Source organism: Psychrobacter sp. NPDC078501, from assembly GCF_044900935.1.
Classification (GTDB): domain Bacteria; phylum Pseudomonadota; class Gammaproteobacteria; order Pseudomonadales; family Moraxellaceae; genus Psychrobacter.
Genome location: NZ_JBJDOS010000002.1, coordinates 233045 through 256459, shown reverse-complemented (window position 1 = coordinate 256459; position 23415 = coordinate 233045). Strand labels below are relative to the sequence as shown.

Genomic DNA, 23415 nt, shown 5'->3' with positions numbered 1-23415 from the left:
ATAGAAAGTTGATTCGCTACTGTCTGTCGAGCATCAACCACCGAATAGAGTTTGTTTTAAAAAATGAGGTTCTACAGGGAGCGTAAGTATGAACATGAAACTCAATGATGCTGTCGAAGGGCACTATCATAACAAGCGAGTCTTTCTCACCGTAATAGTAGCCGTCGTCATCTATCTGGCCTTTGCTTGGCTATCCATGAGCCGTGGACCAGATGAATCTTGGGGTGCTTTATCTTTATTACCCACATTATTAGTATTAGTCACCGCCATTGTCTCTAGGCGACCGTTTGAGTCTATGATCGCAGGCTGCGTCGCTGGCCTTGTGATGCTCAACCCCTTTGATCTGGTTTCCCCCTTTGCAGACAATATGTCGATGGTCTTGGGCAACGAGACCATTATCTGGATTGTCCTCGTCTGTGGTCTGATGGGCGGGTTAATTCAGCTCCTTGAAATTAGTGGCTGCCTAGATGGTTTTAGTGAATGGCTACAAAGAATTATCAAGTCGCGTCGTCAGTCATTGTTGGCCACTTTTGCTTTGGGCGTTGTGGTTTTTATCGATGATTACTTGAACTGCTTAGCTGTATCAACTTCCGTCAAAAAGCTCACTGACGTCTATAACGTCTCTCGTGAAAAGCTCGCCTATATCGTCGATTCGACCGCTGCCCCTATGTGTATTATCGTGCCTATCTCGACTTGGGCCGTTTACTTTGCAGGTCTGCTAGAAGAAAACGGCGTAGCAGCAGATGGCGAAGGCATTGGACTTTATATCAGCGCTATTCCTTATATGGCCTATGCTTGGTTTGCCTTACTTATTGTATTCTTGGTCGCTTATGGCATATTGGGCGATTGGGGACCGATGAAAAAAGCAGAGAAACGCGCCAAGGCTGGCAACCCTGTTCCTGAAGCGTTTGTCGAAGAGCAACTGATCTCAAACGTCAAAGCCAAGCGCAAACTGTCATTCAAAGCCAACATCGCTAACTTTGCTTTTCCAATGATTCTATTGATTGTCTCAACCGTTTACTTTGAAATCGATCTGTTACGCGGGGCACTATTGACCTGTTTTGTGACGGTCGTTGTCTACTGGATGCAAGGTATCTTGAGCTTTGAGACACAAGTTGAAGCCATTTTTAAAGGCTTTAAAGTCATGCTCTATCCCCTCTCAACCGTTATTGGTGGCTTTTTCTTAAAAGCAATCAACGATGAGCTTGGTATGACCATGTATGTGATTGAAGCTATCACGCCTTATATGACCATTATTATCTTCCCTGCGGTTATATTTGCGGTCATGGCCTTCTTGACCTTTGCCACTTCATCAAGCTGGGGTCTGTACGTGTTGGCGATGCCTATCGTGTTCCCAATATCGCTCGCCCTTGGCGTGAGCACACCACTTATGATTGGGGCATTGTTATCAGCCTCATCATTCGGTAGTCATGCGTGTTTCTTTAGTGATTCCTCATTACTTGCCGCGCAAGGTGCTGGCTGCTCACCCATGCAGCATGCCTTTACCCAGTTCCCGTATGCGATGTTAGGTGCGGGACTGTCCGTCGTGACCTTCTTAGGATTGGGCTATATGATGGCTTAAGCCTATAAAGCTTAACCAATATGGACTTAACTATTGTCGCTATACACTAACGAATGATGAGAAATTGTTCGTTAGCAAATACGAATCATCATCTACCTATAGTATTACTTATCTATCAATAAAAGGATTGAGATCATGCGAAACGTTACTGTGGCGACCACGCAAATGACATGCGGCTGGGACATCCAGCAAAACATTGCGACCGCGACTGACTTGGTCAAAAAAGCGGCCAACGATGGTGCCAATATTATCTTACTTCAAGAACTGTTTGAGACGCCCTACTTCTGCCAAGTTCATGACTTCGATTATTTTAAGCTGGCAACTTCAGTCGAAGATAATGCAGCTATCAATCACTTCAAAAAGCTGGCAAAAGAGTTAGACGTGGTACTACCGATTAGCTTTTATGAAAAATCAGGCAATACTTTCTTTAATAGCATCACTGTGATCGATGCCGATGGCGAGATATTAGGCACTTATCGCAAAACGCATATACCAGATGGTATTCCTTATGCGGAAAAATTTTACTTTACCCCTGGTGATACAGGATTTAAGGTTTGGCAAACCAAATACGCTAAGATTGGTGTCGGTATCTGCTGGGATCAGTGGTTCCCTGAATGTGCCCGTAGTATGGCATTGATGGGTGCCGAATTACTGTTTTACCCGACTGCCATTGGTGATGAGCCAACACTCGGTATCGACTCAAAAGGCCATTGGCAGCGCTGTATGCAAGGCCATTCCGCCGCCAACCTGATGCCAGTTATTGCAGCCAATCGCATTGGCACAGAAACCATCAGCCAAAATGGCAATGACAGCACGATGCAGTTTTATGGTAGCTCGTTCATTACCGACGGCCGCGGCGACATTATAAAAGAAGCGTCAGCAGATACTAGCGAAGTGATTAGTACTACCTTTGACTTAGATCAACTGGCTATCGATCGTCAGCAATGGGGTGTGTTCCGTGACCGTCGTCCATCGATGTATGGCACACTGCTCACTCACGGTTAATTTGATTTCCGTTTCTTTAGTTTACTCTCACTATTTTTATAGTCGCTCGTGTACGATAAGGTGATTTTATGTCTATATTACTGACAGACTCAACCCCGCAGCAGGATGGCTTTTATATGCCAGCAGAGTTTGAGCCAATACAAAAGGTATGGATGGTCTGGCCATACCGTGCTGATAACTGGCGACAACAAGCGATACCTGCCAAGAGGGCTTATGCTGAGGTTGCATTGGCAATTAACAAGTTTTGTGACGTTGGCGTACTGGTCAATCCTGACGATTATCAGCAGTGCCGCGATAGCTTGCCTGATGATATCGACGTTATCTCTATGCCTAGCAACGATGCGTGGGCGCGTGATACTGTGCCGACATTTTTAATCAATGACGCAGGCGAGCTACGCGCTTGTGATTGGACATTCAATGCGTGGGGCGGAGACTATGATGGGCTCTACTCGCCATGGGATGACGATGATAAACTCGCAGAACGCTTATGTGAGCATCTAGATATTCCGCGTTATCGAACGGATGACTTTGTCATGGAAGGCGGCGCGTTTCATGTCGATGGTGAAGGCACGGTTCTGACCACGCGTATGTGTCTGCTAAGCCCGGGGCGCAATCCACATCTGAGCGAGCAGCAAATCGAGGACAAGCTAAAAGCCTATCTCAATGTCCAAAAAGTGCTCTGGATTGATGATGGTATCGACCCTGATGAGACTACAGGTCACATCGATGATATCGCTTGCTTTGCACGACCTGGTGAAGTGGTTTGCTTATTCACTGATGATCCTGAGAATCCGTTTTATGAAGCAACGCAAAAAGCCTATAAGCAGCTCTCAAATATGACTGATGCAAAAGGCAGACGTCTAAAAGTCCATAAGCTGTGCTGTACTCAGCAGCCAGTGACCTTGCCTGATGATTATGACATTGTACAGTCTGACGACGCCAAACCTCGCCTAACGGGTGATGTTTGTATCGCCTCATATGCCAACTTTTTGATTTGTAATGATGCGATCATCGTACCGCAATATGATGATATAAATGATGCACTCGCCATCGAGCAGCTTGAAAAAGTCTTTCCTCAGCATCAGGTAGTGGGAGTACGAACAAGAGAGATTGTTTTCGGTGGCGGTAATATTCACTGTATTACCCAGCAGCAACCAAAATCATCGATCAAAGGCAGTAACTAGAAGGATTAATCAGATGCATCTGATTAATGCACCCGCATAAAAATATAGACCCAAATGGATTTTGAACCCAATAATATTTTACAATAAAGGACACAATATGAGCGATTATCAAGTTAATAACCCAGCCACTGGCGAAATAGAAGCCACTTACCCTACCGCCACTGAACAAGATATCCAACAAGTCATTGAACAAGCAGACACTGCTTATCAAGACTGGCGTAAAGTGCCATTAAACGAGCGCAGTGCACTACTGCATAAAATCGCTGATATCTATCTTGAGCGCCAAGACGAGCTATCACGTATCGTTGCCAATGAGATGGGCAAACCTGTTGCCCAAGCAAAAGGCGAGATCGGTCTGGTTGCTGATATCTATCGCTACTATGCAGACAATGCTGAGCAGCTACTAGCGCCAAGCACTATTGATGTAGACTCAGGGTCAGCGTCGGTAGAAAAACACCCTGTGGGCGCACTATTAGGTATCATGCCGTGGAACTATCCACATTACCAAGTAGCCCGTTTTGTCGCGCCAAACTTCATGGCGGGTAATACAATTATCTTAAAACATGCACCGCAGTGTCCAAACACCGCAGAAATTATCGTCGATATCTTTAAAGGTGCAGGCGTGCCTGAAGGCGTTTATAACAATATTTTTGCGACCAATGAGCAATCAGCGACCATTATCAATGACACACGCGTACAAGGTGTCTCGCTAACAGGTTCTGAACGCGCTGGACAAGCCGTGGCAAAAGAAGCTGGCGGCGCACTCAAAAAAGTCGTTTTAGAATTGGGCGGTTCAGATGCCTTTATCGTCGCAGCCGATGCCGATATCGAGCAAGCGATACAAGGCGCTATCTCTGGTCGTTTTGGTAATACTGGACAAGCCTGTAATGCAGCCAAGCGTTTGATCGTCATTGAATCCGTCTATGATAAATTCGTCAAAGGTTTTACCAATGCGGTCAGTAATATGACTTTGGCCGACCCGCTTAAAGAAGATACGTTCATTGGCCCAATGTCATCAAAAGCCGCTGCAGTCAACTTGCAAGCGCAGCTAGACAGCGCTATCCAAGCAGGTGCAACTGTATTGGTAGAAGGCGGCATGGACAAAGACAAGCCTGGCGCTTGGTTTAAGCCTGCGGTACTGACTGATGTGACTGAATCCATGGACGTATATCGTGAAGAGCTGTTTGGTCCTGTAGCAGTCATCTATAAAGCAAATGATATCGACCATGCTATCAAGATTGCCAACGATGTGCCTTTCGGTTTGGGTGCGTCTATCCAAACGCAAGATGCGGCACTGGCTGCTGAAATTGCTGACAAACTAGAAGTGGGCATGGTCACTATCAATGCGCCTTCTGGCTCTGAGGCCAATACGCCATTTGGCGGTGTTAAACGTTCAGGCTTTGGCCGTGAGCTTGGCACCCTTGGCATCACTGAATTCCTAAACTATAAGCTGATTCGTGATAAGTCTTAATAGATTAAAACCTTAGTGAAATAAAAAAAGCCTAACGTTTGACGTTAGGCTTTTTTATGAAAGATAGTTAAAGTAAGTCTAATTTTTATATGGATTTTCTTTTAACCATTGCTGGTTAGCCGTTTTCAGCTCACGCAGCTCATGATCCATAATATCTTTACTCTTACCAGGATTCTTCATCGTAGCATAACCGTACAATACCCCACCAAGTACGATCCAGCCAAGGAAAATCCACCACTCAATAGCGACAAGTGCTGATGGCATACCTGGTAGATATAGTGCTAACATACCAAGACTGAGGATAATAGTGATAATACCAACCAATTTACCTGCTGGTACTCTAAACGGACGTACCATATCAGGCTCACGGTAACGCAGCACTAAGAACGACAGAGCCACACAAGTATAAGCAATAACGATACCGAACCCACCAGCATCCACAATCCATACCAGCATTTTGCGACCAAATAATGGCGCAAGTGTCGCTAGACCACCGATCAATAAAATCGCATTGACGGGCGTATTGTATTTCGGATGCAGTTTGCATAAAAACTGCGGCAACATATGCGTTTTGCCCATAGCATATAGCAGACGACTACCACCGATAAGAAACGCATTCCAGCTCGATAAAATACCTAGCACACCGCCAATAACCAGCAAGGTGCCTGCCCATTTACCATTCCAAGCATTAGTCATCGCATCAGCCGTTGCCAATGTTGAGTCTTGCGCCTGTAATAGCGGTAGAGTCTTGCCCACACTCCAAGCGACTGCTACATACCACAGCACCGCAATAATAATAGAGACAATCAAAAACTTACCGATGTTCGGACGAGATAGATTGATTTCTTCTGCAGCTTGCGGAATAACATCGAAGCCAACGAATAAGAACGGTACCATTACCATCACCGTCATGATGCCACCCATACCACCAATAAAGTTAGGCGCTTGTACGGTATTAGAAGTTTCAGGACTGAACAGTAACGCCCCCACGAATAGTAATATACCAACTAGAAAGATACCGACGACTGCTGTTTTTTGGAACCACGCACTGACTTCCATACCGCGTATGTTCAGCCAAGTAACAATCACTGAGCCGAGCATCCCGACGCCTACCCAAGTGGCGTAAACATCCCAGCCAGCAACATTCCAAAGATACCCTTGGCTATAATTGGGAATAATGTATTCGACGACGGTGGGCAGCGCCACGGCCTCAAACGCGACGACTGAGAAGTAACCGAACAAAATACTCCATGAGCAAATAAAGGAGACATTAACTCCTAACGCTCGATGGGTATAAGTATGCTCACCACCAGTAATTGGCATAGAGGCCGCAAGTTCAGCATACGTCACACCAATCAATACAACTACCAGACCGCCTATTAAAAAGGCGCTAATTGCGCCCCATATACCTGCTGAGATGATCCAACTACCTGCCAATACAACCCAGCCCCAACCGACCATTGCACCGAATGCCAGTGCAATGATATCGAACACCCCTAGCGACTTTTTTAATTCAGACATAACCTACTCCTTGTCTGTGTTTCATCCGTGTGAGCCTGTTACAGCTACACTATTTTTGTTTCATGGGATCATACCCATCATGTTTGTTGTGTCTGTCGCGTCGCCGAAAAACTTGTATTTGCCGTCGGTATAGTATTCAAACAGCAAATACAAAAACGGCGTCTTGACTTGCAAGGCGCCGTTAAAAAACTCACTCAAAGCGAGCGTCATAAGGGCAACCTTGCCGTTATCTTTCGTACAATCTTTTAACCAATATCGGTACTTGAATTAGCTGTACTTGGTTAAAAGCGATCCATCGCTAAAGTAAATGACACTCAGTATTGCTTATGCCGTTAGAATACCTTTGATGATATCAAGGCCTTCTTGTAGCACTTCATCTTCAACCGTCAGTGGCACCATCACACGAATGGCATTGCCATACATACCACAAGACGCTAGTAGCAAGCCTTGCTCAAATGATTTTGCTTTTAGATTGGCTGCGGCGGCTGCATCAGGTTTGCCTTCGCTATCGATTAGTTCAAACGCTAGCATAGCGCCTTTATAACGGATATGACCGATACTGCTTAGGTTCAAGCCTTTTAAGAACGCGGCGATGGTATCACCAATCACAACACTACGCTCAAGTAAGTTCTCTTCTTCGATCACTTCCATAACAGCAAGCGCCGCCACACAAGCAAGTGGGTTACCAGAATAAGTACCGCCCAAGCCGCCTACTTGCGGCGCATCCATAATGTCAGCACGGCCGATGACCGCAGAGATAGGATAACCACCCGCCAAACTCTTGGCAGTCGTCATCAAATCAGGCTCAACACCTAGCTGCTCACCTGCAAACAAGGTACCGGTTCTCGCAAAACCACACTGTACTTCATCAAAAATAAGTACGATGCCATGCTCATCACAAATCTCGCGCAATGCTTTGGCAAATGAAGGCGTCACCTGATGGAAACCACCCTCGCCTTGGACTGGCTCAATAATCATTGCAGCCACTTCACTAGGATCGATGTCTGCTTGGAAAATCATGTCAAGGCTGTGCAGTGCTTGCGCTTCTGTTACGTTCAACTCTTCTGCAGGGAACAACGCATGGAATACTGGTCCTGGCATCGGGCCAAAGTTCTTTTTGTATGGCAACACTTTGCCTGTTAGGCTCATACACATCATGGTACGACCATGCCAGCCACCAACAAAAGAAATCACGCCTGGACGACGGGTTTTAGCACGAGCAATTTTGATGCAGTTTTCAACCGCTTCTGCGCCAGTGGTCAAAAAGAACGCTTTAGTATCGCCGCTGATAGGCGCTTTTTCACACAGCTTTTCAGCCAGATCCACATAGCATTCGTAGTTAATCATTTGCGCCGCAGTGTGCGTAAATTTGTCTAGCTGCTCATGCACACGTTGGGTGATTTTTGGATGGCTATGACCCGTGTTCAATACTGAGATACCACCGACAAAGTCGATATAGCGCTTGCCTTCGATGTCCCAGATTTCTGAGTTCTTTGCTTTTTCTGCAAAGATAGGAAAGGCAACCCCAAGTCCTGTTGGTAAAACAGCTTTGCGGCGCTCAAGTAATGATTGATTGGTAGTCATGGGAATGTCCTTTTCTTTGTTCGTAACATAAGTGCCATCTAAAGATTGGCGGTTTATTTGATGCCTGTTTTTGTACTCAGTAGATATCAAATGGTGCTTGGTTGACCCAAAACACCACAGATATCTAAAAATTTACGCTAGTTTTTTCTTTTTTAATTGTTACTGTGCTAACCATTAAGCCAACTCATTAGGTTATGGCTATTAGGTGATATCAGAGCACCAGTATTTGGTCGTGATATAGTCCTCGATGCCGTATTTTGAGCCTTCACGGCCAAACCCAGATTGCTTCACACCGCCAAATGGGGCAACTTCTGTAGAAATTAAACCCGTGTTGTGACCGATGATGCCGTACTCAAGACCTTCGGTAACGCGCCATGAACGTGCATAGTCGCTACTATAGAAGTAAGCGGCCAAGCCATAAATCGTATCGTTAGCAGCACGGATAACTTCTATTTCGTCTTTGAAGGTAAAGATGGTCGCAATTGGTCCAAAAATTTCTTCAGAGGCGATGTCCATATCACTACTAATATCAGTGATAACCGTTGGGTTGTAAGTTAGTTCTGATGCGTCATTGACACTACCGCCAGTGACCAGCTTTGCGCCTTTATCTAGCGCATCTTTTAGCAAGGCTTGTACTTTATCTAAGGCTTTTTTGTTGATAAGAGGACCGATATCTACCCCTTCTTCTAAGCCGTTACCCACTTTTAATTCAGCGACTTTTTTGACAAAGACATCTAAGAACTTATCTTTAATGCTGTCTTGAACATATACGCGATTGGCGCAGACACAGGTCTGACCAGCATTACGATATTTAGAAGCGATTAAACCAGCAGCGGCTTTCTCTAGATCGGCATCATCAAAGACGATAAATGGCGCATTGCCACCCAACTCTAACGATAGCTTCTTAATAGTTGGCGCGCATTGTGCCATCAACGTACGGCCTACTTCTGTAGAGCCTGTGAATGATAGTTTATGAATGCGAGCATCACCTGTTAGGATGTCGCCGATGACAGAAGACTTACCAGTGACGACTTGAATGACGCCAGCTGGAATGCCCGCTTGTTCTGCCAATACACCCAGTGCCAATGCCGAATACGGTGTCTCGGTGGCTGGTTTGACAATAATCGTACAGCCTGCTGCTAGCGCAGGAGCAACTTTGCGCGTGATCATCGCAGCTGGAAAGTTCCAAGGCGTGATAGCGGCACAAACACCGACTGGCTGCTTGAGAACGACATGACGTAGCTGTGTGCTATTAGCAGGAATTACATCACCATAGACACGCTTGCCTTCTTCAGCAAACCAACGGATAAAGCTGTTGGCATAACCTACTTCACCACGTGATTCAGTCAGTGGCTTACCTTGCTCAGCGGTCATAATGATGGCCAAATCTTCTTTATTGGCATCGATTAGATCAGCCCACTTTTGCAATAACTCTGCACGCTCTTTGGCGGTTTTTGCTGCCCAGTCTGCTTGGACATCATGAGCGTAAGCAACGGCTTCGTTGACATCTTCCGTGGTGAGGCTTGGTACAGTACCAATGAGCTCGCCATTAAAAGGATTGTTGACATCAAGCACAGCTTCATCACTAGCAGCATGCCAGCCGTCTTTAATGAAGCAAGATTGTTTGAGTAAATCTGGATTTGATAACTGCAGCGTGTGTGACATGTTGACGCTCCTTGTCATGTAGGATGTATTTATAAGAATGGATACAATGGTAAGTCGTAAATAATTATTGATAATTCGTTGTTTGTTCAATATACTGAACACGTATTCTATATACGAGACATCATTATAAGAACGATATGACGCGATTTGCAACCCTTAATCTCATTATTTTAAAAATTATCTTGTACTTCTTTCTTTTATTTCACTTTATAGGTTACTTATGAGCTCGACTGCCGTGCCTGCGCTAGACAAAACATTTCAGATTTTGGACTTGATTACCGATAGTTCACAGCCTCTGACCGCGGCTCATATCGCTAAGGAACTGGGCCTACCGCGTAGCTCCACTCACAACATTTTACATAGTCTATTGTCCAAACACGTCATTTACAAAGACCCTGAAAGTCGCTTTTATTTGGGTTCATATTTGATGTATTGGGCAGGCAAGTATGAGCAGCAACAAGGCGTAGTGCAGTTGTTTAAAGATTTGATTGTGCAGTATCCGGTACTACTTCAGCACACGGTTACCTTATCAAAACTTGATTTAGGAGAAGTGGTATTTTTGGCTTGTCATGAGTCCCCTGCGCCGCTTGGATTTACCTTTCGTGCAGGCGTTCGCGTACCTGCCGTATTTTCTGCGACAGGCAAAGCCATGCTATCCACGTTATCGATAGACAGTATCAAATCATTGTATAAAGATGCGTTTCCGACGCCGATGACCCAGCATGGAGTGAGTAATTTTACCGATTTGGCAACCGAGCTTGCGGCGATACAAGAAAGCCGAGTGTCTCTCGATGATGGACAATTGCGCGATGGGATGTACTGCTTAGGGACTTATATTCGCAATGCGTCAGGCAATGCAGTCGCTGGTATGGCAGTGAGTTTTTTGCAAGGAGAGTATGAGTCTAAACGGGCTGAGGTCAGTGCGGTATTGATTGAATTGGCCGAGCAAATCGAGCAGCATTTAGGCTTTAATCCTAACGCTGAAAGGTAGCGTTAGGATTGAATATCGGTGCAGGTCTAAAAAATATAATCCAAAAAGTTCTACTAAACGATCCCATCAGCTTTTAGCTTTGCGATCATTTCACTGTCATAGCCCAATTCAGCAAGCGTACTGTCAGTATGCTCATTTAACTGCGGTGGCGGCGTACGATAGCTGACTGGTGATGCAGATAACTTGATAGGGTTACCAAGTGCGCGTACTGGACTGCCTTGCTCGGTGAAATTAACAATCATCTCCCGTGCTTGCGCTTGCGGCATGGCCAAGGCTTCAGCCACGTTATGAATCGCGCCGCATGGAATGCCTGCTTGATCTAAAACCTCTAACCAGTAAGTACGTGGTTGCTTGGCAAAATGCTTAGTCAGCTCACCGCACAGCAGTTCGCGATTGGCAACACGTTGTGGATTGGTCGCAAAGCGCTCATCGGTATGCCAATCAACTGCGAGCACCTCACACAATTTGGCAAACTGATTGTCATTGCCACAGGCTAAAATAAAGTGCTGCTCGCCCTCACCAGCAAATACTTGATACGGCACAATGTTAGGATGCTGATTACCCAGTCTCGGTGGTACTTTATCTGATGCTAAATGGTTCATACCGACATTGGCAAGCATAGCAAGTGCGCTATCGAGCAACGCCACATCGACGTGTTGACCAAGTCCAGTATGTTGACGCGCCAGTAGCGCCGCTTGAATCCCAATTGTCAACTGTAGCCCAGCAAATAAATCAACGACTGCCACACCAACCTTGTGTGGTTCGCCATCACTAGGACCCGTGATACTCATCAGCCCTGACAATCCTTGGATAATATAATCGTAACCGGGGCGCTTGGCATCTGGTCCTGTCTGCCCAAACCCCGTCAATGACGCATAGATCAGCCGCGGATTGTCTTGCTTTAGACTGTCATAATCTAAACCGTATTTTTTCAGACCACCGACTTTGAAGTTCTCAACCAAAATATCACTCTCAGCGATTAGCTGCTTAATGATTGTCTGCCCTGTTGGCGTAGTGATATCAACCGTCAGCGATTTTTTATTGCGGTTAATGGTAGCGTAATAAGCGGAGGTGTCATCGCTGAATGTTGGCGGTGCCCAATGACGCGTTTCATCACCGATATGAGGACGCTCAACCTTGATGACTTCGGCACCAAGATCAGCAAGTATTTGTGTACAGGAAGGGCCAGCCAGCACTCTCGATAAATCGAGCACCTTGATACCATGCAATGCGCCTTTTGGCATATTAGCCATATCAATCATATCTGTCATGAGATTCCCTTACTCTGTCGCGTATTTTTTGACTTTTTAATCATAAAATTGTTCTTCATGATTTAGCTGTTAAATAGCTAAATCATGAAGAACAACTGAAGAACGTACGCTACTGTTAATGCTCTCTTGATAAAAAGCCAAGCAGTAACGTACGTCATAAAATACAGTTGTGCCAAACACTTGTAGCTAAAAATGCTTAAAAGAACGCTTGAATGCCTGTCTGTGCACGGCCTAGGATAAGCGCATGAATATCATGTGTACCCTCGTAAGTGTTGACGGCTTCCAAGTTCATCACGTGGCGGATGATATGGAACTCATCAGAGATACCGTTACCGCCATGCATATCACGAGCGATGCGAGCGATATCGAGTGCCTTGCCGCAGTTATTACGCTTAATAAGTGAAATCATTTCAGGTGCTGCATTGTCTTCATCCATCAAACGACCGACACGTAGCGCTGCTTGTAGACCTAAGGTGATTTCTGTCTGCATATTGGCAAGCTTTAACTGTACCAGCTGCGTTGCAGCTAGCGGACGACCAAATTGCTTACGATCGAGCGTGTACTGACGGGCGGCTTTCCAGCAGAATTCAGCCGCACCCATCGAGCCCCAAGCGATACCATAACGAGCTTTATTTAAGCAGCCAAATGGTCCTTTTAGACCACGGATATCTGGGAAAGCATTGGCTTCAGGAACGAATACTTTGTCCATGACAATCTCACCCGTGACTGATGCACGTAATGAGAACTTACCTTCGATTTTCGGCGCAGATAATCCTTTCATGCCTTTGTCTAAAACAAAACCACGAATCTCTCCAGCATCATCTTTTGCCCACACGACAAACACGTCAGCGATAGGACTGTTGGTGATCCACATTTTATTACCAGTCAGCTCATAACCACCATCCACAGCGCGCGCACGAGTAGACATCGATGAAGGATCAGATCCTGAATCTGGCTCAGTCAGACCGAAGCAGCCGACGTACTCACCTGTAGCAAGCTTAGGCAAATAACGCTCTCTTTGCTCTTCTGTGCCATACGCCCAAATAGGATGCATCACTAGGCTTGACTGTACGCTCATCGCTGAACGGTAGCCCGAGTCTACTGCTTCCACTTCCTTGGCAATCAGACCATAGGCGACACTTGACAGACCTGCACAGCCATAGCCTTCAATTGTGACACCAAGCAGGCCCATTTCACCCATTTGACGCATGATATTACGATCGAAATTTTCATTGCGATTGGCCTCGATAATGCCAGGCATCAGCTCTTTTTGAAAAAACTGACGGGCGCTGTCGGTGACCATACGTTCTTCTTCAGTGAGCTGGTCACGTAATAAGAAAGGATCTTCCCAATCAAAGCGTGGGCTAGTAGATGTTGCCATGTGGATCTCCTTGGTATCAGTCATCCTGACTGACGAATAGTGATTGATACATCATTTGGTCTAACAAGTCATTGACTTCATTATTCCGCTGTGCGAAACTTAGTTTCATAATTTAAAACCATTTAAGCAAACTTTCGCTGCGCTGTAAACCTTTATCAAAAAAAGATGAGTATAAAATGACAAAACCCTTATCAACAGCTACTCCACTACTCGAACGCATGCATGCAACAATGAGTCAAAATAAGGAAGAGAATGACCGACAGTTTGTGACGGCATTGGGACGGGGACTGATCATACTGGCGGCTTTTGAGCACCATGAGCGGCTCACCCATCAGCAGCTGTGTCAGATGACCGAACTACCGAAAGCAACCATTACTCGCCTTATCCATACTTTAACCACGCTTAGTTTTTTACGTGTCACTGAGCACGGACAGTATCAATTGGGTAGTAGCGCTGTACGCCTAAGTGCGACCGCATGGAGTCGCCACGATATGGTTGCAGCGGCTGAGCCTTTACTGCGACAGTTCGCTAGTGAGAATGAAGTATCAGTAAATTTGGCTACCGAAGTCGAAGGAGAAATGCGCTATCACGCTTGCTGCCGTAGCCCTGCTCGCCTATCGGTCAATTTACAAATTGGCTCAGCGGTACCCGTCGCACGTACTGCTATCGGGCGTGCCTTCTATGCGGCAAGTACGCAAGCGAGACAGGCGGTCATCATTAATAATCTCCAAGAAAATTTATCTACTGAAGATTACACACATGCACAAACTGCCCTAGCCAGCGCGGCAGAGCATTATGAAAAATATGGCTATACGGTGTCTGATGGGGAATTTTCTACCGACATATTGGCGGTAGCCATTGGCGTGTTTGATGTCGCCACTGGACAATATGCCTATTCGCTCAATGCCAGTGTGCCAAGTGCCAACTGGGAAGCGGATGAGTATGCTGCGATGATAGTGCCAAAATTGCAGGCGTTGGCGGAGCGGATTGGTAGTACATAAAGCACTTCAAAACGAATAAAATCAAGGTCTAGGCTGGATTAATTAAGATACCGTTTGCAACCCTGTTACCCATTGATACCGACGTAATGACGTCATGCGTGTATGATGTACGCGACAAATGTAAGCATCTTATCTATATCAATCATTACTATTGAGCCTCGCTATGCCTGAATCTCGTACCAATCTGAACCCTGAACCAAAAACCAGCTCGCCGTATTTTATCGGATTATTACTTCGCTATAGCACGTTTGGCGCGGCGATTTTAATTCTGTTAGCGGGTTTATTGTTGGTAAGTTGGTGGCTGATTGTTATCGGTGGTTTGGCTGTGGCACTTGGTATCTATGACTTGATTCAGTCCAAGCACGCGATATTGAGCAACTACCCTGTCGCTGGACATATTCGCTATGTATTAGAGGATTTTCGCCCTGAGATTCGCCAGTATTTGCTTGAGGACGATAAAGAACAAGTGCCGTTTTCACGCCAGCAGCGTGCGCTAGTCTATCAACGTGCTAAGAACGTCAGTGACACCAATGCCTTTGGTACGCTAGATAATTTATATACCCATGGTAAAGAGTGGTTTTTGCAATCCACCATCAGTGCACCACTAGAAAACAAAGACTTTCGCATCATGGTCGGCGGTGAGCGTTGTCAGCAGCCGCATGATATGTCGGTATTTAATATCTCTGCGATGAGTTTTGGCAGTCTGTCAGCCAACGCCATCATGGCACTCAATCAAGGCGCGAAACTCGGTGGCTTTACCCATGACACGGGCGAAGGCGCTATCAGCCCTTATCATCGCAAGTTCGGTGGTGACTTGATTTGGGAGTTGGGTACGGGTTATTTTGGTTGCCGTGATAATGACGGTAACTTTGATCCACAGTCTTTTGCTGAAAAAGCCGTCGATCCCCAAGTTAAGATGATTGAAATCAAGCTTTCACAAGGTGCCAAGCCTGGTAAAGGTGGCGTCCTACCCTCTAGTAAAATCACGCAAGAGATTGCAGATACTCGTCAAGTGCCGACGGGTCAAGACTGTATCTCGCCCTCTTCGCATACCGCATTTAGCACACCACGCGAGCTGGTTGCCTTTTGGCAGCAGCTACGTGATTTATCAGGCGGCAAGCCAGTTGGCTTTAAGCTATGTATTGGTCAGCCATGGCAGTTTATGGCGATTGTTAAAGCGATGATAGAGACGGATAACTATCCTGATTTTATCGTTATCGATGGTGCAGAAGGCGGCACAGGTGCAGCGCCCGTCGAGTTTATGGACAATGTCGGCATGCCAATGGTAGAAGGGTTTTTGCTGGTACATAATACCTTAGTTGGTGCAGGCATTCGTGACAAAATTAAGCTTGGTGTTAGTGGAAAAATCGTATCAGGCTTTGATATCGCTCGCATGATTGCGCTAGGTGCCGATTGGTGCAACTCAGCACGTGGCTTTATGTTTGCAGTCGGCTGCATTCAGTCGCGCTCTTGTCATACCAACACTTGCCCGACGGGTGTGGCAACCCAAGATCCATATCGTCAAAAGGCGCTCGACGTCCCTAGTAAGGCTGAGCGTGTTGCAAGTTTCCATAAAAACACGCTAAAATCGCTTGCCAGCATCGTAGGCGCGGTCGGTTTACAGCATCCTAGCCAATTACAGCCGTATCATATCGCACGCCGCTTAGACGATGGGCAGATTAAGCTGTTATCCAAATTCTTCTATTTTGCTGATAAAGGCGCATTGCTCGATCATAGTGCCCGTGCCGATGTATTTAACCAGATGTGGGTCATGGCAAACCCTGATAGCTTTTTAGCCAACAACGATGCACTCATTGCTTATAACAAAGACTCGCGCGATAAGGGTAAAGAAACTGGCGCGCCAACAGAACACAGCGCTGGGTATAGTTCTGAGCATTTAACCAATCTCACCGATGGTGGACGATTAATTGGTAATGTGAATAACACAATCCGCGACTTCCCGCCTACTAGCGATTGAATAAGCGCCTGAATTGTTGTACTTAAAAAATAGTAATGAAAGTGTAATTAAGCAGTAGATAGCAGCCAAACTTAAATAATTTGTACATTAAAAGACGCGTGATTGATGCCAAGTTCTATTTTTACCTTATCCCTATCAACGATAGTGCTCGCGCTAGGCCTGAGCGCCTGCCAGCAGACAAATACCAATGCAGCTAATAGCGATACCGATAGTTGGTCGTGCCAGACTGAAGACACACCTTTTACTTATAGCGTTTGCCGAGTGGATGCTACCGCGTTAGCGAGCGAGCGGTATTCATTACAACTGTTTTGGCAATCCTCTGATAACAATAAGCCTCTGCTAACCTTTGATACGTTATTGGCCACATTACCGAACCATGAGAGTCTCAACTTTGCGATGAATGCAGGCATGTATAACGAAAACTATGCGCCGATTGGATATACCGTCATCGAAGGCAAAGAACTCAAATCGCTAAATGTAAGAGAAGGTGGCGGTAATTTTCATCTATTACCTAATGGGGTTATGTGGTGGGACAAAGCTGGCACAGTGCAAATCACCGAAAGTAATGCGTTAAATGTGCAGCTAAACAATGGTGATGTACAGCCTTGGTATGCGACGCAATCGGGTCCTATGCTGGTCATCAATAACGAGATACACCCACAGTTCAATCCCAATAGCAGCTCAATCAAACTGCGTAATGGTGCAGGCGTTTGCCGTGACGGCAGTATACAGCTCGTTAATAGCGATGAGCCTGTGACTTTTTATCAGTTTGCAGAGCTATTTAAGAATGAACTGGGTTGTTCAAACGCGCTGTTTTTAGACGGTGGTATTGCCTCAGCATTGTATGCGCCTAGTATCGATAAGCAGGATAAAAAAGAGATGGGCGTGATGATTGGATTGGTTGAAAATAAAGAGTAATATGTCTTTATATTTTTAGGTTAATCTCTTTCTTCTCATAGTATTTTGCATAAAAAAGCACTTAGCGTAATTATTTCATGCTAAGTGCTTTTTTATAAACATTTATTTTGAATATTATAGTCAAAGAACTCTAAAATGGGTACAAGGCAGCCTACTGCAGATTGTACAAACAGTACATCTAAGGAGGATAACGCCGTAGCGGTTTAGTAGTTCACCGACTATATGTTAAAAACTTAACCACCCAAACTCATCTTAGGGCCAAACGGTTCGTAATGAACGCTATCGGTACCATGATCTAAGGCTACTAACCCGTCAATCATGCTCTCCATAAATGGCATCGAGCCGCACACATAGGTATCGGCAGGTTTAGGCAAGGTAGCAAGCCATGTCTCATCTAATATCTGCCCAGACTCAAAGTAAAAGATATGTTTTTCTACTTTTTCAGCCTTAGCAAGTAATGCCTCTACCTGATCAGAAAAAGCATGATGAGCGACATTTTGACATGCATAAACCCAGATAATAGGTCGTTTAGGATTGGCTAATACTTGCGCCTCTAGCATAGACAGTACAGGCGTAACCCCGACTCCTGCACTCATCAATACTAGCGGAATATCATTTTGCTGTACCAAATCTTGATTGAGCGCAAAGTCACCAGCTGGCGCTGATAATAGAACCGTATCACCTACTTCTAGTTGGTCATGCATATAGTTAGAAACCAACCCATGATGCTCATTACGGTTATCACGTCGAACCGCAAATTGAATCCCTGCATCGGTACTAGCAGAGTATAAAGAATAATGACGTAAGGCTATATGTTTGCTATCTTTTGGGTCTGTTTTCACTGTGATGTATTGACCAGCGGTTAAGGTCAATTTACTCAGGTCAATATTTTGACTGTTTACTGAGTCATTGTCTGCATTGTTCTCACTCTGATTAACTGGTACCACGGTAAAGGCTGCGATATCTGTAGCGACCGCTTCCTTTTTAATTACCTTAAACGGCGCAAACCTCTGCCACATTGCTTCTTCATACATACCATGTTCAATCTGGATAAACACTGAGGCAATTTCATCATAAGCCTCTGTCCAAGCGTCAATAATGTCATCGGTAGCCGCTTCACCTAATACTTCTTTTATTGCCCCAATCAGATGCTTACCGACGATCGGATAATGCTCAGGCAATATCTGTAAGGCTCTATGCTTATGGCTAATCTGGGTCACTTGTGGCAATAGCATAGCCAACTTGTCCAAGTGCTTGGCAGCAGCCAATACCGTCATTGCTAGTGCCGTCTGCTGTCTTCCCAATTTTTGATTGGTCTCATTAAAAATATCTAACAGCTCAGGATGCTCATTAAACATATTTTTGTAAAACACAGTGGTAATCGCAACGCCATGCTCTTCGAGTACAGGAACAGTTGCGGTGACGATTTCTAACGTTTTTGGTGAGGCCATATTGTTTCTCTTAGTCATTAACTACATTGATAAACTGAGATGTTAAAAATAATCCGTCTAAACTGGCAATAATGAGCAGACCTTTTTACAGTGTCATCAAAATTTTTAGCAAATTAATTCAGAATATTTATAACATTCATTTAAAATGGATGTTAACACACTTTACTAGGCATACCAATATACAATCAATATTGAGTTCATTGGCATCGACAAAAAAACAGCCGCTATGTTGTCATAACGGCTGTTTTTACGAGGATTTAAGCTGCGTTAACAAGTTTTATCAATTGGGCTGAATATCAAAATTACCGCGCCATATATTGAGTCATTTCTTCAACACCGTGTAGCGTCATCGGATACATCTTATTTTCGAACAGCTTTTTAATCTCAACGATGGTCTGCGTATATTGCCAATACGACGGGTTCTCAGGATTGAGCCAAGTGACTTTATCAAAATGCTCCAGTACGCGCTTCAACCATACGATGCCCGCTTCATTATTCATATACTCTACGCTGCCGCCTACCGTCATCAGCTCATAAGGTGACATCGATGCATCACCGACGAAGATAACACGATACTCTCGGCCATATTTATTGAGTAGCTCAAACGTTGGCATCGGTGCACTATGGCGACGATTGTTGTCCTTCCACACATAGTCATACAAGCAGTTATGAAAATAAAAGAACTCTAAGGTTTTAAATTCATTTTTTGCCGCAGAAAACAGTTTTTCGAGCGCTTCGACATGGATATCCATACTGCCGCCCACATCAAACAGCATCAACACTTTGACACGGTTACGGCGCTCCGCTTGCATATGTATATCGAGCACACCCTTTTTTGCTGTGCGCTTAATCGTCTCATGAATATCAAGCTCATCAGCACTGCCAGTCCGCGCAAACTGACGCAGATTGCGTAGCGCCATTTGAATTTGGCGTGTACCCAGCTGATTGTCGTCATCGAGATTGCGATATTTACGCTGCTCCCAGACTTTTGCTGCGCTACGTTTGCGAGACTCACCGCCGACACGCACGCCTTCTGGATGATCGCCATAGGCACCAAATGGCGAAGTGCCACCCGTACCTACCCATTTACTACCACCTTGATGACGCTCTTTTTGCTCTTTTAACCGTTCCTCTAACGCCTTCATCAGCTCTTCAAGCGAGCCGTACTTTTTCAGTAATCGTCTTTGCTCTTCCGTTAGATTTTTGGGATCGAGCTTCAGATCCAGCCACTCTTTGGGCACGTCCGTTAGCTTGGCTAATAGCTCATCCATGTCGAGACTATCAACACCTTCAAAATAATCCGCCATGGCCCGATCGAACTTATCAAAATGGCGCTCGTCTTTGACCATGCACAGTCGAATCAGCCGATACATATCTTCGCGGCTGGCAAAAGTAGTCAGTGCTGGATCTTCAGGATGCGACTGCATCATCAGCCCTTTATCTAATGCGGCATTGAGATCGAGCAGCTCGCGCGTACTGACTGGCACGCCATAAGTACGCAAGGTATAGAATAGTTTGATAAACATAAGAGTCGTATCACTTATTGGCTGATATTATTATCTGGTGATATTGCTGATATCATTAATTGGTACAATTACAGGTTGAGCGCTTGCGTTGATCTTTACAATAAACATTCGATATCGGACACAAGATATTAAAGTCAACGCAAGCTGCAAACATTAACGACGCATCATATTGGCAAAACGCTGTAATAAACTCACATCTGCCTCGTTTTTGAGCAATGCACCATATAACGGCGGGATAGACTTTTCGCCGCGCAGATTTTCTTCTAGCTCGTCTTGAGCCATATCATCAGCAAGTAACAAGGTTAACCAATCGACCAACTCAGACGTTGATGGCGGCTTTTTAAGACCTTGAATACCACGCAGTTTATAGAAGATATCCAATGCATCATTGACCAGTTTTTCCTGAATGTCTGGAAAATGCACTTCGATGATTTGGCGCATGGTTTCTTCTTCTGGGAAGTCAATATAGTGGAAGAAACAACGACGCAAAAATGCATCTGGTAGCTCTTTTTCATTGTTTGAAGTAATAATAACCACTGGACGCTGCGCCGCTGTAATAGTTTCGCCAGTCTCATAAACATAAAAAGACATCTTATCAAGCTCATGTAGCAAGTCATTTGGGAACTCGATATCGGCTTTATCAATCTCATCAATCAGTAGTACGCTACGCTCTGTACTGGTAAAAGCGTCCCACAGCTTGCCCGGCTTGATATAGTTGGCAATGTCATAGACCTTATCATCACCTAATTGCGAATCCCGCAGGCGTGATACCGCATCATACTCATACAGTCCTTGCTCAGCCTTAGTCGTCGATTTGACGTGCCAAGTAATCAGTGGCATGCCCAAACTTTCAGCAACTTCTTCGGCAAGCAATGTCTTACCTGTGCCAGGCTCACCTTTGATCAGCAATGGCTTTTGTAAGGTCATAGCGGCATTTACTGCCAGTTGCAAATCATCGGTAGCAATATAACTACTGGTACCAGTAAAGTTTTGCTTAGTATTGTCAGCTGTGGTCATAATCAGATCTCGATTGTTGTTATAGATAAATTGTTATAAATGGATAGGTCTAAAACATAAATAAATAATAACGAATAAATTAGTAAAGAATAAATTAGATTAGCACAGCCTGATGCATTGCCAAAATACTCATGCGTTCGCATTCATTAACAATTGTTATGTGCAGTTCATAGTGAGCTATTATTTATATGACTAATAATCGATCTGGCACAAAAAAAGACACGCAGCGGTGTCTTTTTATTCGGGTATCAAATAACTTTTAAGACAGTAATTTTGTCCCAACGCCTAGCCTATTTTTATCACTTGTCAGACGTATCGCTATCTGGTTTCTTAGCCAATGCATTGTCTTTTCTTAAGTTTACATTGGTGTCAGGCTGTTCGGTTACGGTAGCGCCTTCTGGCAAATAACTGCCTGTGGTCATTTGCAATGTGGCCTGCGTATCTTCTGCGCTGCGGCTACGGGCTTTGTCCAAGCTAGATGCAAATGCGCTGCGTATCAACTGCCATACAAAACCAACAAACAACCCTGCGACCAGTATCACCAATATCGGCAACATATTGGCAACCGCGCCTGCGTAATCTTTCATCATCACAGCATATACGACGCTAATACTGGCTGGTGCAAGCTCGCTCGGATCGCCAAGTGCAGTACCTGGTGCTAATAATACTGCAAACAGAACCATCCAACTCATACCGCCCAATGGTTTTGGCAGTACACGAGCAACGAGTATCCATAGCACTAGTACCAAAACAGCACCGCCCAGATAAGCATACATCGGCAAATCAGCGGGCGGGACATCCTTTACCATTTGGCCCCACCAAATGGCAATCTCACCGAGAATGTCACTGATAGACTCTAGCGGTAAGCTATGTAAGATATTTTTTAACCAGTCCATGCGTTTTTATTTACCTGCGTTTATCGCCGGTGACACAATCTGTGTCTAGCGGTATATGTGCGTTCTGTAGAACCAGAATGAGGCCAACTACATAATGAACTTATGCATTATGTAGGCTTGTATATGCATTGCGTAGGATGTCAGTTTATCACGACTTTCTACTCAAATGCATGTGAGCAAGTGTGTCATAGGTTTTTATCGACACTGTTTTCAAGCTAGCGCACTGATATGTCCTACCACACTTGCTCGCTGACAAATCTATTAATTATAGATACTGTCCTGCGATTCACGAGCGCGCAGCTCTGCTTGGCGGCGCATCACATCTTGCGGCGGCAACTGCACAAAGTAGCCTTGAGACTGCAGTTTTGCCAGTACTTCTTCTTTATCAACACGAGCAAGCTTATCTTTAGTCGACAAGTCCAAATGCATGACGAACTTACTACGGCCTAAACCTGCACGGAAATCTTTTGGTAATACACCAAGCCAGTCTTTGATTTCATCAGTATCATCAGGATAATCAGGACGCGCAATGTAGATATACATGTCGTCATGTTTGGGAAATTTATAAATATCGCAATGCATAAAAACCACCTATCAGAAACTATGGGCGTAGGTTAGCATATTTCAGGCAAATACCAGTAGTCGCTTTGCGTTTTGCTATCGTAATTTTTGTCAAAACACACAGATAAAACGCTGATATGAGCGATAAAAATATCGTTGTAAAACATAACCTATTTAACAGACTACCCTATTAAAACATCATTTTTGCCAAATTTATTTATTTTAATGGCTTTGATGACTTGTAAAAGCGCTTTGAACCTTTCATAATAAAAGCGTTTTTCAGGAGAGAGTTTATTAGCATCGTTTTTGTATTGAACCCTATTGGTTATACAACTATTGCAATTGCTAGATAACCACCGAAGGCGCATCCACCCTGCCAATCGCTCAGGTAAAAGGACTGAAAAACGCATGT

The 23415-nt window shown here is 44.8% G+C and carries 19 protein-coding genes and 1 riboswitch; of the genes, 8 read left to right on the top strand and 11 right to left on the bottom strand.

The genetic code is table 11. The annotated features are described in order from the left end of the window. Positions 1 to 88 precede the first annotated feature (88 nt). The 4 genes from ACI2IW_RS04080 to ACI2IW_RS04065 all read left to right on the top strand — a co-directional run bounded on the left by ACI2IW_RS04080 (position 89) and on the right by ACI2IW_RS04065 (position 5242). On the top strand, positions 89 to 1582 hold the full coding sequence (locus tag ACI2IW_RS04080) for a Na+/H+ antiporter NhaC family protein (RefSeq protein WP_404692729.1): 1494 nt from the start codon (positions 89 to 91) through the stop codon (positions 1580 to 1582). 132 nt (positions 1583 to 1714) lie between these two features. Beyond that, positions 1715 to 2587 (top strand): N-carbamoylputrescine amidase, encoded by an 873-nt coding sequence (gene aguB / locus ACI2IW_RS04075; RefSeq protein WP_404692986.1) that lies wholly within the window; start codon positions 1715 to 1717, stop codon positions 2585 to 2587. A 68-nt stretch (positions 2588 to 2655) separates the two neighbouring features. Further along, a complete protein-coding gene (gene aguA / locus ACI2IW_RS04070; RefSeq protein ID WP_404692728.1) occupies positions 2656 to 3771 on the top strand; it encodes an agmatine deiminase in 1116 nt (371 codons plus the stop codon). A gap of 97 nt (positions 3772 to 3868) precedes the next feature. After that, a complete protein-coding gene (locus ACI2IW_RS04065) occupies positions 3869 to 5242 on the top strand; it encodes an NAD-dependent succinate-semialdehyde dehydrogenase (RefSeq protein ID WP_404692727.1) in 1374 nt (457 codons plus the stop codon). 78 nt (positions 5243 to 5320) lie between these two features. On the opposite strand, the gene ACI2IW_RS04060 is transcribed toward ACI2IW_RS04065, so the two are convergent. The 4 genes from ACI2IW_RS04060 to ACI2IW_RS04045 all read right to left on the bottom strand — a co-directional run bounded on the left by ACI2IW_RS04060 (position 5321) and on the right by ACI2IW_RS04045 (position 10030). Continuing rightward, on the bottom strand, positions 5321 to 6763 hold the full coding sequence (locus ACI2IW_RS04060) for an APC family permease (RefSeq protein WP_404692726.1): 1443 nt from the start codon (positions 6761 to 6763) through the stop codon (positions 5321 to 5323). Positions 6764 to 6823: 60 nt separating this feature from the next. Next, positions 6824 to 6973 (bottom strand): hypothetical protein, encoded by a 150-nt coding sequence (locus ACI2IW_RS04055; protein ID WP_394123721.1) that lies wholly within the window; start codon positions 6971 to 6973, stop codon positions 6824 to 6826. A 114-nt stretch (positions 6974 to 7087) separates the two neighbouring features. Beyond that, positions 7088 to 8347, bottom strand: coding sequence for a 4-aminobutyrate--2-oxoglutarate transaminase (gene gabT, locus ACI2IW_RS04050; RefSeq protein WP_201567500.1), 1260 nt, complete (start codon positions 8345 to 8347; stop codon positions 7088 to 7090). Positions 8348 to 8548: 201 nt separating this feature from the next. Further along, the gene (locus ACI2IW_RS04045; protein ID WP_404692725.1) at positions 8549 to 10030 is read right to left on the bottom strand and encodes an NAD-dependent succinate-semialdehyde dehydrogenase; all 1482 of its coding nucleotides are present in this window, start codon (positions 10028 to 10030) and stop codon (positions 8549 to 8551) included. Positions 10031 to 10232: 202 nt separating this feature from the next. Between ACI2IW_RS04045 and ACI2IW_RS04040 the strand changes: the two genes are divergently transcribed. Continuing rightward, positions 10233 to 11003 (top strand): IclR family transcriptional regulator, encoded by a 771-nt coding sequence (locus ACI2IW_RS04040; protein ID WP_404692724.1) that lies wholly within the window; start codon positions 10233 to 10235, stop codon positions 11001 to 11003. 53 nt (positions 11004 to 11056) lie between these two features. On the opposite strand, the gene ACI2IW_RS04035 is transcribed toward ACI2IW_RS04040, so the two are convergent. Further along, a complete protein-coding gene (locus ACI2IW_RS04035; RefSeq protein ID WP_404692985.1) occupies positions 11057 to 12265 on the bottom strand; it encodes a CaiB/BaiF CoA transferase family protein in 1209 nt (402 codons plus the stop codon). Between the two features lie 205 nt (positions 12266 to 12470). Further along, positions 12471 to 13655 carry an acyl-CoA dehydrogenase gene (locus tag ACI2IW_RS04030; RefSeq protein WP_179799224.1) on the bottom strand — a complete coding sequence of 395 codons (1185 nt, stop codon included), beginning with the start codon at positions 13653 to 13655 and terminating at the stop codon, positions 12471 to 12473. Positions 13656 to 13831: 176 nt separating this feature from the next. On the opposite strand from ACI2IW_RS04030, the gene ACI2IW_RS04025 reads away from it, so the two are divergent. From ACI2IW_RS04025 to ACI2IW_RS04015, 3 genes are all read left to right on the top strand, one after another. Continuing rightward, complete coding sequence (locus ACI2IW_RS04025; protein WP_404692723.1) at positions 13832 to 14656, top strand: IclR family transcriptional regulator; 825 nt, start codon at positions 13832 to 13834, stop codon at positions 14654 to 14656. Positions 14657 to 14819: 163 nt separating this feature from the next. Continuing rightward, on the top strand, positions 14820 to 16634 hold the full coding sequence (locus tag ACI2IW_RS04020; RefSeq protein WP_404692722.1) for an FMN-binding glutamate synthase family protein: 1815 nt from the start codon (positions 14820 to 14822) through the stop codon (positions 16632 to 16634). A gap of 105 nt (positions 16635 to 16739) precedes the next feature. Then, complete coding sequence (locus ACI2IW_RS04015) at positions 16740 to 17552, top strand: phosphodiester glycosidase family protein (RefSeq protein WP_404692721.1); 813 nt, start codon at positions 16740 to 16742, stop codon at positions 17550 to 17552. Between the two features lie 233 nt (positions 17553 to 17785). Here the strand turns inward: ACI2IW_RS04015 and ACI2IW_RS04010 are convergent, their stop codons facing one another. The 5 genes from ACI2IW_RS04010 to ACI2IW_RS03990 form a co-directional block, all read right to left on the bottom strand. Continuing rightward, positions 17786 to 19003: a globin domain-containing protein gene (locus ACI2IW_RS04010; RefSeq protein WP_404692720.1), complete on the bottom strand. Its 1218-nt coding sequence runs from the start codon at positions 19001 to 19003 to the stop codon at positions 17786 to 17788. 302 nt (positions 19004 to 19305) lie between these two features. Continuing rightward, entirely contained in the window at positions 19306 to 20529 is a 1224-nt protein-coding gene (locus ACI2IW_RS04005) for a VWA domain-containing protein (RefSeq protein WP_101205694.1), read from the bottom strand. 153 nt (positions 20530 to 20682) lie between these two features. Next, on the bottom strand, positions 20683 to 21546 hold the full coding sequence (locus ACI2IW_RS04000) for a MoxR family ATPase (RefSeq protein WP_057760758.1): 864 nt from the start codon (positions 21544 to 21546) through the stop codon (positions 20683 to 20685). A gap of 299 nt (positions 21547 to 21845) precedes the next feature. Then, complete coding sequence (locus tag ACI2IW_RS03995) at positions 21846 to 22442, bottom strand: hypothetical protein (RefSeq protein ID WP_404692719.1); 597 nt, start codon at positions 22440 to 22442, stop codon at positions 21846 to 21848. Between the two features lie 261 nt (positions 22443 to 22703). Continuing rightward, entirely contained in the window at positions 22704 to 23024 is a 321-nt protein-coding gene (locus ACI2IW_RS03990; protein WP_057760762.1) for a YcgL domain-containing protein, read from the bottom strand. 249 nt (positions 23025 to 23273) lie between these two features. Beyond that, positions 23274 to 23413: riboswitch (glycine riboswitch) on the top strand. Positions 23414 to 23415: the final 2 nt, after the last annotated feature.

Bases quoted from the DNA above. Each gene is read 5' to 3' on its own strand.
- ACI2IW_RS04080 (WP_404692729.1), top strand. From the start codon at position 89: ATGAACATGAAACTCAATGATGCTGTCGAAGGGCACTATCATAACAAG.
- aguA (WP_404692728.1), top strand. From the start codon at position 2,656: ATGTCTATATTACTGACAGACTCAACCCCGCAGCAGGATGGCTTTTAT.
- ACI2IW_RS04065 (WP_404692727.1), top strand. From the start codon at position 3,869: ATGAGCGATTATCAAGTTAATAACCCAGCCACTGGCGAAATAGAAGCC.
- ACI2IW_RS04060 (WP_404692726.1), bottom strand. From the start codon at position 6,763: ATGTCTGAATTAAAAAAGTCGCTAGGGGTGTTCGATATCATTGCACTG.
- ACI2IW_RS04055 (WP_394123721.1), bottom strand. From the start codon at position 6,973: ATGACGCTCGCTTTGAGTGAGTTTTTTAACGGCGCCTTGCAAGTCAAG.
- gabT (WP_201567500.1), bottom strand. From the start codon at position 8,347: ATGACTACCAATCAATCATTACTTGAGCGCCGCAAAGCTGTTTTACCA.
- ACI2IW_RS04045 (WP_404692725.1), bottom strand. From the start codon at position 10,030: ATGACAAGGAGCGTCAACATGTCACACACGCTGCAGTTATCAAATCCA.
- ACI2IW_RS04040 (WP_404692724.1), top strand. From the start codon at position 10,233: ATGAGCTCGACTGCCGTGCCTGCGCTAGACAAAACATTTCAGATTTTG.
- ACI2IW_RS04035 (WP_404692985.1), bottom strand. From the start codon at position 12,265: ATGATTGATATGGCTAATATGCCAAAAGGCGCATTGCATGGTATCAAG.
- ACI2IW_RS04030 (WP_179799224.1), bottom strand. From the start codon at position 13,655: ATGGCAACATCTACTAGCCCACGCTTTGATTGGGAAGATCCTTTCTTA.
- ACI2IW_RS04025 (WP_404692723.1), top strand. From the start codon at position 13,832: ATGACAAAACCCTTATCAACAGCTACTCCACTACTCGAACGCATGCAT.
- ACI2IW_RS04020 (WP_404692722.1), top strand. From the start codon at position 14,820: ATGCCTGAATCTCGTACCAATCTGAACCCTGAACCAAAAACCAGCTCG.
- ACI2IW_RS04015 (WP_404692721.1), top strand. From the start codon at position 16,740: ATGCCAAGTTCTATTTTTACCTTATCCCTATCAACGATAGTGCTCGCG.
- ACI2IW_RS04010 (WP_404692720.1), bottom strand. From the start codon at position 19,003: ATGGCCTCACCAAAAACGTTAGAAATCGTCACCGCAACTGTTCCTGTA.
- ACI2IW_RS04005 (WP_101205694.1), bottom strand. From the start codon at position 20,529: ATGTTTATCAAACTATTCTATACCTTGCGTACTTATGGCGTGCCAGTC.
- ACI2IW_RS04000 (WP_057760758.1), bottom strand. From the start codon at position 21,546: ATGACCACAGCTGACAATACTAAGCAAAACTTTACTGGTACCAGTAGT.
- ACI2IW_RS03995 (WP_404692719.1), bottom strand. From the start codon at position 22,442: ATGGACTGGTTAAAAAATATCTTACATAGCTTACCGCTAGAGTCTATC.
- ACI2IW_RS03990 (WP_057760762.1), bottom strand. From the start codon at position 23,024: ATGCATTGCGATATTTATAAATTTCCCAAACATGACGACATGTATATC.